The 12,007-nt window shown below is 64.8% G+C and carries 10 protein-coding genes, 1 tRNA gene and 1 pseudogene; 4 read left to right on the forward strand and 8 right to left on the reverse strand.

The features are described from left to right. Positions 1-79: 79 nt before the first annotated feature. From mobF to ACGFK1_RS16560, 3 genes and pseudogenes are all read right to left on the reverse strand, one after another. Positions 80-1,798 (reverse strand): annotated as a pseudogene (mobF, locus tag ACGFK1_RS16550) (MobF family relaxase); the annotation flags it as partial. 268 nt (positions 1,799-2,066) lie between these two features. Further along, complete coding sequence (locus ACGFK1_RS16555) at positions 2,067-2,456, reverse strand: hypothetical protein (protein WP_393430987.1); 390 nt, start codon at positions 2,454-2,456, stop codon at positions 2,067-2,069. 51 nt (positions 2,457-2,507) lie between these two features. Continuing rightward, the gene (locus ACGFK1_RS16560; RefSeq protein WP_393430990.1) at positions 2,508-3,152 is read right to left on the reverse strand and encodes a hypothetical protein; all 645 of its coding nucleotides are present in this window, start codon (positions 3,150-3,152) and stop codon (positions 2,508-2,510) included. A 146-nt stretch (positions 3,153-3,298) separates the two neighbouring features. Here ACGFK1_RS16560 and ACGFK1_RS16565 point away from each other — a divergent pair, with 146 nt between their 5' ends. After that, positions 3,299-3,496, forward strand: coding sequence for a hypothetical protein (locus tag ACGFK1_RS16565; RefSeq protein WP_393430993.1), 198 nt, complete (start codon positions 3,299-3,301; stop codon positions 3,494-3,496). A 7-nt stretch (positions 3,497-3,503) separates the two neighbouring features. On the opposite strand, the gene ACGFK1_RS16570 is transcribed toward ACGFK1_RS16565, so the two are convergent. Next, a complete protein-coding gene (locus tag ACGFK1_RS16570) occupies positions 3,504-4,298 on the reverse strand; it encodes a hypothetical protein (RefSeq protein ID WP_393430996.1) in 795 nt (264 codons plus the stop codon). A 291-nt stretch (positions 4,299-4,589) separates the two neighbouring features. Here ACGFK1_RS16570 and ACGFK1_RS16575 point away from each other — a divergent pair, with 291 nt between their 5' ends. From ACGFK1_RS16575 to ACGFK1_RS16585, 3 genes are all read left to right on the forward strand, one after another. Further along, complete coding sequence (locus ACGFK1_RS16575) at positions 4,590-5,600, forward strand: DUF6602 domain-containing protein (RefSeq protein WP_393430999.1); 1,011 nt, start codon at positions 4,590-4,592, stop codon at positions 5,598-5,600. A 268-nt stretch (positions 5,601-5,868) separates the two neighbouring features. After that, positions 5,869-6,075, forward strand: a complete 207-nt coding sequence (locus ACGFK1_RS16580) for a helix-turn-helix transcriptional regulator (RefSeq protein WP_393431001.1) — start codon at positions 5,869-5,871, stop codon at positions 6,073-6,075. 146 nt (positions 6,076-6,221) lie between these two features. Beyond that, on the forward strand, positions 6,222-7,418 hold the full coding sequence (locus ACGFK1_RS16585; RefSeq protein WP_393431004.1) for a tyrosine-type recombinase/integrase: 1,197 nt from the start codon (positions 6,222-6,224) through the stop codon (positions 7,416-7,418). Between the two features lie 22 nt (positions 7,419-7,440). Here the strand turns inward: ACGFK1_RS16585 and ACGFK1_RS16590 are convergent. The 4 genes from ACGFK1_RS16590 to ACGFK1_RS16605 form a co-directional block, all read right to left on the reverse strand. Next, positions 7,441-7,514 (reverse strand) — tRNA-Ile (locus tag ACGFK1_RS16590). A gap of 729 nt (positions 7,515-8,243) precedes the next feature. Beyond that, positions 8,244-9,089, reverse strand: a complete 846-nt coding sequence (locus ACGFK1_RS16595; RefSeq protein WP_393431008.1) for a carboxymuconolactone decarboxylase family protein — start codon at positions 9,087-9,089, stop codon at positions 8,244-8,246. A 7-nt stretch (positions 9,090-9,096) separates the two neighbouring features. Beyond that, the gene (locus ACGFK1_RS16600) at positions 9,097-10,470 is read right to left on the reverse strand and encodes a metallopeptidase TldD-related protein (protein ID WP_393431011.1); all 1,374 of its coding nucleotides are present in this window, start codon (positions 10,468-10,470) and stop codon (positions 9,097-9,099) included. Further along, positions 10,467-11,984: a TldD/PmbA family protein gene (locus ACGFK1_RS16605; protein WP_393431014.1), complete on the reverse strand. Its 1,518-nt coding sequence runs from the start codon at positions 11,982-11,984 to the stop codon at positions 10,467-10,469. The genes ACGFK1_RS16600 and ACGFK1_RS16605 overlap by 4 nt, the downstream gene beginning before the upstream one ends. Positions 11,985-12,007 lie beyond the last annotated feature (23 nt).

Genomic DNA, 12,007 nt, shown 5'->3' on the forward strand with positions numbered 1-12,007 from the left:
GACAGTTTTGGGTCCACGGCAGGTCGTCACAGAGTTGGGCGAACATGCCGCCGCGGGCCTTAACGGGGGCAAGCTGGTGACCGTCACCCACGAGCACGGTCTTGGCGTTGGCTTTCGTTGTCGCTCTGAGTAGTTGGTGTAGGTCGTGGGTGCCGACCATGCCGGCTTCATCGACGATCACCAGGTCCAGATGGCCGAGTTTCAGAGTGCCCTTCTGCAATTCGTGCAGTGCTTTGGCGATGGTGTAGCCGGTGTCGCCGGCACCTTCGCGCACCGCGACATCGACGGCCTTCCCGGTCGGCGCAAGTACCAGAACGCGACCATGGCGGCGGCGCGCTACGGCCGCCAGCGCGCGCATCGAAGTGGTCTTGCCCGCCCCCGCCGGGGCGCTCAGCGGTTGCACCAGCCACGGTGACTTCGCGATGTTTTCGACAGCCTTTCTTTGATCCGGTGACAGACCCGCGGTTTCAGTGTCTTTGACCCAAAGACTCGCCCGCACATCGTGGGCGTCGACGAGGTCGAGCAGCGCGCCTTCCTCAGCCAAAATGGCGTCGAGGGTGAAGCGTTCGTGACCCTCCCGCTGATGGGACAGACGCGGCGCGGTCAGCCGCACCCCGATCTGATCCACGGCAGCCTCCGCCATGGCGCGGGGACTGTGTTCGGTGTCGATGGGCAGCTGTGCGCCGAGGATTTCGATGAGGTCGGCGCGGGTGAACGCGGCCTTCTCGATCCGCTCGGCGGCGGCCATCAACTGCTCGCGATCCCGCGGTGTCCGCGACTGGTTTCGCCGCGCCTGGCGGGCCTGGCGCCACGCTGCGCCATCAATGACCAGACCCCGCTCATCGGTGCGCCATTGGCGCTGCAATTCCACCCAGGCAACCTCCTCGGGTTTGGCTGGTCGGGTCGCTTTTTGGGCGGCGGCGAGTTGGGCTGGCGTCAGGTGGCGGGCGTCCGCCACCGCCAGGTTTCCGGTCGCCCTTTCGCGTAGTTGGGTGGAGCGCTGCGACCAGGCGGTGATGGTGTCGGGCGTGATGCCGGCGACCTCGGCCATGCCGGTGGCGGGGTCTGGCGGATTCCATTCCACCCCCAGCGAGCGGTGTAGTTCACGGCGCAAGGTGGCTTGATAGATGACCCCGGCGGCGCGGGCTTCGTGATACAGCGACGTGCCATCAATTGACACCATCTGCCCGTCGTGGCGGGCCTGGCGGTTGGGGACGATCACATGGGTGTGCAGGTGCGGATCACCCGCCCGGCTGGTCTCGTGCTGGTAGGTGATGGCCACCAAGCCGGGCAGCTTCACCAGATCCTTCTCTCGCGTCACGGGGTTGTGGATACGGGTGTATCCGGCATGGGCGGCAAGGTATTCCACTGCCTCACTGATCGCGGTGGTGTGGGCGTCAAGGATCGCTTTGTCCTCGACATCATCAGCCTTCAAAGCGCGAATCAACGACACGGTTTTGGGGGCGCAGAACGTCAGATCGAACCCGTGCACACCGCGGGTTCGAAACGCGCGACCGCACTCCCCGTTGGGCGCTATTCCGTCGTCGAACCAGCGCGCCACCACCTCAGTATCGGCCTCGCCGCCCGCCCGTTGGATGTCCGTTAACCCAACGAGTTCAGCGGCGGTGTGGGTGTCACCGGCGCACAACCAGACTGGGGTGCGGGTGTCGTGTTCGGTGTAGTACTCCCCCAGCCCACCACCAGCTTTCCGGGCATCCCTGGCGGCTTGGCCGACGGCGTTGGCGGTGTCGTTGTAGTAGTTGATCGACCAGCGCGACAGCTTCGCGATCGTCAACATCCGACCACCCACCCACGTAAGCGAGAAGCCCTGGCGCACAGCACCTATGGCGGCACACGAATGTGTGCTGCCATCAAACCTCGCACACCTTGTGCAAATGTGCCATAGGTAAAGCGGGTGAGTTAGACGAATTGCTGTGTGGAGTAGTGACTTTGGGATGGCGGTTACGGATTCAGCAAGAATATAAGGGAATTCGGTGCGAACTCACGCTATGAACGCGAGATAGGCGCGGACTGCGATGAGGCCAATGCTGAGACCGGTACGGGGTTCACGGACGGCCGAGGACGGCATCTCCAGCAGATGACTGCCGCGCCTGTTCCATCCGGTCCTCCGCGGCCCCCAATTCCGCGCTGATATCGCGCAATTCGGCGGCGTGGCGTCGGGCTTGATCCGCGGCAGCCCGCAGCGTGTGATGGCCAGGACCACTGTGGATAAGAGCGGCGATCGTCTTGCCGTCAGTGGGGGTGACGCCGACCGGGCGATCGGAATCGAGGGGGCCGAGACAAGGCGACGGCCGGCGCTGTCGGGGGGCTCCGCCGGCGAGTCCGCCGCCGAGGCCCAGCGCAGCCGTGTTGGCGCCTTCTTGCTCGGCGTAGGCGGTGCCGCGGTGCACGGCCGACGCGTCGGCGCCGCCGATCAGATTCAAGCGAGACAGCACGCTCCGTAGGTCTTGTGCACCCCGTTCGGAGTGGATCCGGGCGAGGCGGCGTCAGGAAAGCAGCGGAAGCGCCGCCTCGACGATGGCCTTCCCGAGGTCCGTCCCTGCCGCGGTGGCGATCGACGTCATGGCTACGGTGGCCAACATCTTGAGCCGACCTGGCGCTGGAGTCTCCGAGCTCGACTCGGCCCGGATAGCCGACACCAACTCCTCGGCGTTTGCGTGGGCCTGATCGTCGGTTACTGCGGGCAGCGCCCGTTCAATCGCATCAGCCAGGGCTCGCGCCTGCTCGACTTTCTGCTGGACGTTCACGGTCTGAGTGGCGCCGGGACTGTGGAACGCGACGGCGACACCGCTGCTGCCCTCGATGTGAAGGTAGGGGCTCGGCACCTCGGCCACGCCGGGGAGATCTCGCACCGACTTGCCGGAGGCCGCATACTTCTCGCCATAGGTGCTCAGGTGCGGGCGGACGACGATTCCCTGAGCGGTGCCGATGCCCTCGACGTATCCCTCGTCTTTCAGCCACTCGACAGCGTCGTTCAACTCGTCACGGGTGACCTCGGCGTCGGACCAGGAAGTCGCTTCCATGAAAGCCGCAGGCTTCGCCTCAGCGATGGTGGCCGCGTTGACCCGCAGCTCGTAGAGCCACGCCAGCACACCGTCCCTCAAATTCCACAGACGCTCGGCCTTATTCATCGCGGTCCTCTTCGACTTGCGGTGACGGTCAGCGTAAGCCTGGGGTACGACAACCGTCGTTAGCTCAGGGCTAGGCCCGTGTTGTCGGTGCCTCGACGCATACTGGCGGGCATGACGACGCCCGACGAAATTGCCTCACGGCGGCGGTGCAGATATGCGACGAGACCGGCGGCGGCGCTGACTATCAGGCCGTTGCCGCGAGGATCGGCGCGGAACCTGAGATAGTGCTGCTGAAGTTGCTACCAGCCATCGCCAAGTACTTCGAGAAGAGCCAGCCGGGTGACGATGGAATCTACGTAGTTCGCGAGCCGACCGCCGAGGCGCGCCGGTTCGCCGGGTCGTGAGTGCGTTCTACGACCCCGACTCTCGGTCGTCATCGTAGTAACGAGTGATTGGCCTTTCACCGAGCGCCAGTTCGCGCTGGCCGTCGTCCATGCACGCGTACTTCTCGATCTGGCGGGCGATGCCTTTGTTGATCCGAGTCACGACCTTGCCGATATCGCATGGAACGTCATCCGGGCACTGCGCACACCGGCCCTTGGCGTCTTCGATCATGTGGTCCATCGTCAATTCGGTGAGCGCCCTCCTCCAACGGTTGCGAGCCTCGTACAGCTGGCTGAGCGTCCGCTCGGACTGCACCTCGGGCGCAGGCTGATCCGCCGCGTCGAATCCGTCGGCGGGGTTGCCGGAGTCGGCGATGGCGACCTGCTCGACCAACTCGTTGTGTAGCCGGTTCAACACCCGCCGGGTGCGACACGGGGCTTCCTCGCGGCAGCATTTACATCGCCCGTTGCGGTCGTCGGCGACATGGCCCTCGGCTAACTCGACCAGCACCTTGCGCCACTTGGCCAGTGAGTCCTCCATACGCCCGATCTCGGCGTAGTAGTCGATCGGCGGCTTGGGTGGCGGGGCGAACTGCTTGGTCACCGTCGGCTGTTCGCGGATGCGCCGGAACACCTGATCGCTGCGCCTCTCCGCGCTCACGTGCTGCAGCAGGGCCTTCTCATCGTTGGCCGACAGCAGCGTGCCCCAGTCCTTGGGCCTGACGTTGGCCTTGGATCGGGCGACGAGGTATTGGTTCCGGCTGAGCCCGTAGTGCTTGCAGAAGTCACGGACGGAGCGGCGTGACGGCGGTTCGTCAGGCAAGGCTCGACCTCCTGGTGCGTCGCTGCGACCAGACCTGATCGACCCCGATGTGGCCGAACCCCTACTACGCCGGGTCGTTCACCCTTTAGGCTGTCGGTGGTATTCGCCAATACACGTTCGAGCCCTGTCGGAGTCCGCTCCGGCAGGGCCTCGGCGTCTCTGCGGCAGATCGTGTGAAGCTGCCGCCGCTGATCGTACGTCGATGCACCGACAACCACGGGGATGCCTGTGGATAACTTTGGCAGTTTGCTGTCGCCTGCCGATGTCGGGGTGCGGAGGCATACTTCGCTCATGACCGATCAGCAGACGCAAGAGGGCAGCTACGGCATTGATCTGCGGTTTCACAAGATACTCGCGACCGTTGAGCAAGAACTCCAGACCGCCCTGGCGAAGGCTCGCCTGGAATCCGATCACGGCACCACGATCGGAGACGGAGCCGAGGAGGCAGTGCGCAATACGCTGCGCAACTATCTGCCCTCGGGGTACGGCGTCGGCAAGGGCATCGTCTACGACGCGTTCGGCGACGGCTCACGCCAGACCGATGTCGTGATCACGAACCCCGATCACCCGCTGTCGTTCCCCGAGGGCAAATCGGGAACCTACGTCGTGGACGGTGTGGCTGCCGCCGGGGAGGTCAAGTCCTGTCTCGACGTGACCGCGCTCAGCGACAGCATCAAGAAGGGCACGGCCTTCAAACAGTTGCGGATGACGGTCAACGAGTCGGATCGCCTCATGACGACCAAAGAGCAGGCGTACATGCAGCAGATCGGCATGGTGCCGCCGTACTTTCTGATTGCGTTCGACAACAAGGTCGCCATCAATACGATCGGTGATCGCCTTCGCGAGGCGGACCTGATCCCGCCGCCGGTCGGTAAGTCGATGGGCGAGCACGACTGGGGGGACACGCCGCAGCCTCCGCTCGATGCCATCTGTGTCCTCGGGAAGGGTGTCTGGCTCTACCTACGACCCGACAACCCGATGGGCTTCCAAATCGGCACTAACAAGGAGGACGGTTCGAAGACCGTCAAGAACGACTATTCGGGTTGGGCCTATCTCGAAACAGACGCTCCGCTGGTGATCACGATGATATGGCTGCACGCCGCAATGCCCCGAGTGTTCCGAGGGCGGTCGGTGTTCTCGCCTTATCTCGTCCCGCCGATACGGCACGCCAAGTACATGAACGCCCGGAACGGGGCGTCGGACACCGCCGACGAACCTCGCGACGACGCACAAGGCGACGTGGCCACGCATGACAGCGATCCCGATCAGGTCGAACACACGGACGAACCGACCTCCCGCTAGGCCGAGAATGGGCCTAGACACGACGATACGGGCCGATGCGAGACGTTACGGAGACGGGTTAAACCTGTTGTGCCGTACACGATCTCTGCAACACACTCAAACGGCGGGATTCACAATAGACGTACCGATATAGATTTACACACACCGGTGGTCGGCGGTTCGACTGCGTCGCGAACCGGTAAGCCTTGAGCGTCGCACAAGTCTCGTTGGCGTCGGAGGATGGTCAGAGGCCAAGCCATCCTATAGCTGGCAGAGGGAAGAAGGCGCGATGGAGGAGATCACTGACGACAGGTGGATCACCCGCCAGGAACTCGCTGATCGATACGGCGTGCCCGTTAAGACGCCGGCCGAATGGGCTTCGAAGGGTACGGGACCGCCGTATGCGAAGTTTGGACGTCACGTCCGGTATCGATTGCGCGATGTGGTCGCCTGGGAGGCAAAGCAACTCGACGAACACAGTCGCGACTCCGCATAGCAGCCCTCTTGTCGGTTGCGAGGGATACGCTCTGAGAACGGAGCTCGACTCATGACGTTGGAATCACTTCAAATGAAGGCTTTTCGCCGGGACACGCACCTATGCGTACGGACCTAAACCACCGACCTCACTAGTAGTTAACGACGATGGCCGGCAGACCACAACTACGAATCGGCACCCACGGCAAGATCAAACGCATCTACCAGGGTGGGGGCGTATGGCTTGCCCGATGCCGGTATCGCGACACCGACGGTGTTACCCGTCTCGTCCAGAAGCTTGGTCCCGCAGACGAATACGACAAGCACGGCAAATTGGGCGAGGATGCACTCATCGCAGTCTTGGCTGAACGGAAAAGCGCTGCAATTCATGGCGAGATCGGGCCGGACACCAAGGTGGCCGATCTCGTTGAGCAGCACCTGGCGCGGCTTGCCGAGGACGGCCGCTCCCCTGTCACGATGTCGACGTACCGCTTCACAAACACGAAGCTGAAGAAATTCGTCGGCGGCTTGCGGGTGTACGAGGCGACGCCTGCACGCATGGACGCCGCATTGCGATCAATGCGAAATGCCCACGGCGCGACCATGGCACGTCAATCCAAGTCGATCCTCCGCGGCGCCCTTCAGCTTGCGGTGATGGCCAGCGTCCTCAACGCCAACCCGGTGCGCGATGTGCAGCCGGTCCGATCCAAGAACCAGCCAAAAGGAGCTGTGGCACTCACAGCTGACCAACTGCGCGATCTTCTCGTCAATCTGCAGACGTCCGAGTTCTGCGAAAAGCACGACTTGGTCCATCCGGTCACCCTCCTCATCGCCACCGGTATCCGGCGATCAGAACTGCTAGCCCTACGCTGGTCAGACTTCGACGAGAAGACCACCATGCTCACTGTCGCCGGAAAGGTAATCCGCGTGCCCGGCGAGGGCCTACTGCGCGTCGACGAAACCAAATCGGCAGCCGGCCGCCGGATGATTCCGCTACCCCAGTTCGCCGTCGCGATGCTCCAGAGACGCCGGCATCTCCCCTTCCTCGGCGAGCAGACCGTGATCTTCCCGTCCACGGCCGGGACCCTTCGCGACCCGAACAATTTCCTCAAGCTATGGCGGACTGCGCGGGAGGAGCTCGGCGTCCCGGACGCAACCACTCACAGCTTCCGCAAGACCGTCGCCACCCTCATCGACGACGAAGGACTCTCGGCCAGAATCAGCGCCGACCACCTCGGCCATAGCCACGTCAGCATGACCCAAGACCGCTATATGACCCGCGGACGAATCCACACCCAGGTAGCCGACCTGCTGGACCGCACCGTCCGCATAAACGATGAAAAACCGATGAGCCCGAAAAAATGATCTTGAAAAATAGGCTCTTAAGTGGGGCGGGCGGGGCTCGAACCCGCGACCAACGGATTATGAGTCCGCGGCTCTAACCGACTGAGCTACCGCCCCTGTTCACAGTTTCGCGGCAATCATGGTCGCATACGCCTAGGACGGCGGCGTCGGGCACCGCAGTTCACTCGACAGAGCACGTGCTAATGGGCCCGCCGTTCCCCGCAGTTGGTCGCGGCCTGGCAACGGGCCGGAACGTCTTCACTCGTGCGAAAGCAAGCGAATTGCGCTGCAGGAGGACGTTATTCGTCGACAGTACATCACCCGGTTCCAGCGCGGCGACGGCTGTTCCCGCAGCATCTCGCTCGCGGTTGGCTACCCCAACCGTCACGGGAAATCAACGAGACGGTTAATTCGACCGCCATCGGGGTAGCCCAGCGGTACCGCGACCGGAAGATACCGTGCGCTTTGCCAGTCCGGGAGGAGGCACAACATGCGTCAAGGTTGGTCGGTCTTGATCGGCGCCATATTGTTTGCTGTCGGTGCGATCGGGGCGGCGATTTGGATATGGGTCAAGCGCAGACGGTTGGTGCACGCTGCGGCCAAAGCGGCACCGGAAACCGCGGCTGCCGAAGCTACGGAACAGGCAGCCGCAGTACCCAGCGCGATTTCGGATCAGGCATCGGTGGTCACAGAAGCGGCACCGGAGCTCCGACCCTCGGGTCAGTAGGCCCTTGGGACGCTGTCGCCCACCCGTGAAAGTAAAGTCCGGGAACGGATTCGTTGTAGGCAGCCCTGCAATCCAAGCCGTCCGCCGATGAGCCACTTCGGCGGGCCCTGGCTCTCCGATCAGGCCCCGACCACCGTCTGCCCGTCGGCGTCCACCCGGAACAGCTCCGTTCCCTCCGAGACCTGCGCCGCGTCCGCGCCCAGCGCCACCATGATCTTGTTGCACGCGTTGCGCATCACGTCGAGCGTCAACTCGAACGCCTCTTCCTCGGTGAAGTGTTCCCGCACCCCGGCCACCACGTCCCGGTCAATCCGCGACGGCGTCCAGATCAACGCGTCCACGTACAGCAGCGCCGCCTTGTGCCGCTCCGAGAGCTGCGCCGACGCCCGGTAGTCCTCGATGTCGGCGTACAGCGACTCCGACCCCCCGGCGTCCAGCGCACCGCCCTCGCGCCGCGACTTGCACAACCGGCAGTTGTGCTGCGCCGCCCCTCGCAGCCGCACCAACTCCGTCGTCACCGGGTCCAGCGCCCTCAGACGCGCCACCGCGGGCACGAAATCGTTGAGCAACACACCGATGGGGTCGCGGTCGTGATCCCAGTCCGGTGTCCCGCCGTTGCCCGGCTTGCCCATCCCGATCGCCTCGAATCCCGCCCATACCCGGGGCACGAAGTCGGCGATGAAGATGGCCACCACCGTGCGAAAAGCATTCTCGCCCAATGCGTCAACGAATCGCGCACGCTGGTTCTGCCCGATACCGGCTACGTCGACCGCGAACTGTTCAGCGAACGCCGCCACCACCGCGTCGCGGTCGGACGCGCCATCGATCAGGTCGACCTCCGTCGGCAGCGGCGGCAGCAATAGCGCCCTGCCGCATGTCAGCCGGATCAAAGTGTCAAGCCGCGGATCGCCCGAGGACATCGCGACCAGTCCGGCCAGGCGTGAGGGCAGTGCTTCGTCAGCCACCCAAGGATTATTGCGCCTGGCTCACCGATGACATGTGAAAGTCAGGGATCCGCAGCGACGGCATCGCCGCCCGCGTCGCCCAATCGCCCCACTCCCGTGGCAGCGTCATCTCGCTGACACCCGCCTCCGTGGCGCGCCGCAGCAGGTCCAGCGGGCTCTCGTTGAACCGGAAATTATTCACCGCCGCGCTCACCTCACCGTCCTCGATCAGGTACACCCCGTCACGAGTCAGGCCCGTCAGCAGCAACACGGTCGGGTCCACCGTGCGGATGTACCACAGCGTGGTCAGCAGCAGGCCCCTCTCGGTCGCCGCGACCATGTCGGCCAGGCCTGCTGAACCGCCCGTCATCAGCAGATTGTTGGCGGGCACCGTCACCGGCACCCCGAACTCCGACGCCGACGCGCGCGGATATGCCAGCGCGTTGATCGACCCATCGCGCACCCAGTCCACCCGCCCGATGTCCATGCCGTTGTCGAACACCGACACCCGCTCCGACGAACTCGGCGCCACCACGAACGGCGTGCACTCCAGACCCGGCGCGGCGGGGTCGGAGTACAACGTCAACGGCAGGTCGGTGAGCTTCTCCCCTACCCGCGTTCCACCACCGGGCGCCGACAACGCCGTGCGGCCCTCCTGCGCACCGCGGCCATCCATCGACCAGGTCAGGTAGATCATCATGTCCGCCACCGTCGACGGTGGCATGATCGTCTCGTACCGCCCCGCCGGTAACTCGACGGTGCGCTTCGCCCAGCCCAATTGGGTGGACAGCCGTTCGAGTAGCGAATCAATCGGCACGTCAATAAAATCCGGTGCGCCGACTCCGGCCCAGGTGCTGGCGCCGTCACGTTTGGCGTTGATCTCCACCGAACCTGTGGGCTGCGTGTAGCGCCTCCGCAACCCGCTCGACGTGGCGACGAACGTCGTCTCGACGATGTGGCGGGCATACCCGTACAACCGGTCCGCGCTCCGAAACGCCTGCGCCAGAGGCCCCGCGATCCCCGAGAACACATGCGCCCCCGTACCCGGTACCGGCGCGTCCCAGTCCGCGGGTTCATCGCCGCCCGGCAGCGGCGGCGCGCCGTCGCTCGCCTCGGGCGCAGAAGCCGCCGTCTGCTGCGAGGCCGCAACCAGGTCAGCGATCACGTCCGGGTCTACGGCACTGGATCGCATCGACCCGACATGTGCCGTATCACCCCGGCGCACAACCGAAATGACCGTGGTGGTCCGGCTCACCGATTCACCGTTGGTGGTCATCGAATTGTTCGCCCAGCGCAGCGCTGCGTCGGCGCGGTCGGTGACAACGACGATCGTCTCGTCGGCCCTACCCAGTCGCGCCGCCTCGGCCAGCGCCGCGTCGATGACCTGCTGGGCGCCGATCATCGTCCGGCCTCCGACACCGTGTGAAGCACGTTGACCCCACGGAACAGCGCCGACGGGCAGCCGTGACTGACCGCCGCCACCTGACCGGGTTGCGCCTTGCCGCAGTTGAAGGCACCGCCCAGCCGCCAGGTCGACGGTCCGCCAACGGCTTCCATCGCACCCCAGAAGTCAGTGGTGGTCGCCTGATACGCGACGTCGCGCACCTGACCGTCCAGCCTGCCGTCGCGAATCCGGAAGAACCGCTGTCCGGTGAATTGAAAGTTGTAGCGCTGCATGTCGATTGACCAACTCTTGTCGCCGACGATGTAGATGCCGTCCTCCACGCGGGCGATCAGATCGTCGGTGGTGACGTCGTCGACCGACGGCCGCAGCGACACGTTGGCCATCCGCTGGATCGGGACGTGGTGCGGCGAATCGGCATACGAGCAGCCGTTGGATCGTGGCAGCCCCAGGCGTGGCGCGAACACCCGATCCAGCTGATAGCCGACGAAGATGCCGTGGCGCACCAAGTCCCAGCTCTGCGTCCGCACCCCTTCGTCGTCGAAACCGATTGTTGCCAGACCGTATTCGACGGTGCGGTCTGCGGTGACATTCATCACCGGCGAGCCGTAGCGCATGGTGCCGAGCTTGTCCGGTGTCGCAAACGACGTGCCCGCATAGGCGGCCTCGTAGCCGATCGCCCTGTCGTATTCGGTGGCGTGGCCGATCGATTCGTGAATGGTCAGCCATAGGTTGGACGGGTCGATCACCAGGTCGGTCGGCCCGGCGGCCACCGACGGTGCCTTGACCTTCTCGGCGAGCAGCGACGGTAGCTGCGCCAGCTCGTCGGTCCAGTTCCACGCCGCGTCGTCGATGACGTACTCCCAACCCCGCGCGGTCGGCGGCGCCAGCGTGCGCATCGACTCGAACGTGCCCTCCGCGGCGTCAACCGTGACGGCCTCCACCGACGGCTGCACCCGCACCCGCTGCTGGGTGATCGACGAGCCGAATGTGTCGGCGTAGAACGTCTGCTCCTTCGCCGTGTACAGCCCGACCGACACATGGTCGACCCCGTCGGCGGCCAGCAGCCGGCCTGAATACTCGCCCAGCACGGCGATCTTGTCGGCGACGCCGACCGTGAACGGGTCGATCCGGTAGTCCGACACCCACGTCACGTCGGAGTAGACCGGCTCGGCGGCCAACTCGATCCGCTCGGCGTTGAGCGGGGCCAACGTCCTCGCCACCCGCACGGCGCGTCGCGCCGTCTCGGCGGCCACCCCCTGGTCCAGCTCCGCATGCGAGGCGAAGCCCCAGGTGCCGTCGACGATCACTCGCACGGCAAGCCCGATCTCATGGTCGACGACCGCGGTTTCCAATTCGCCGTCACGCAACTGCATGATCTCTGTCGTGATGCCGTGAATACGCAGGTCGGCGTAGCTGGCGCCGGCTTGGACCGCGGCAGTCAGGGCGGCGTCGGCGAGTTGATGTCGCGGCAACGCGAGGAATTCGGGGTCGACCCGGTGCGGCGCTGTCACGCCACCACCGTAGTGGCAGACCG

Origin of the sequence: Mycobacterium sp. NPDC048908 (genome assembly GCF_043197955.1) — a bacterium.
GTDB lineage: Bacteria > Actinomycetota > Actinomycetes > Mycobacteriales > Mycobacteriaceae > Mycobacterium.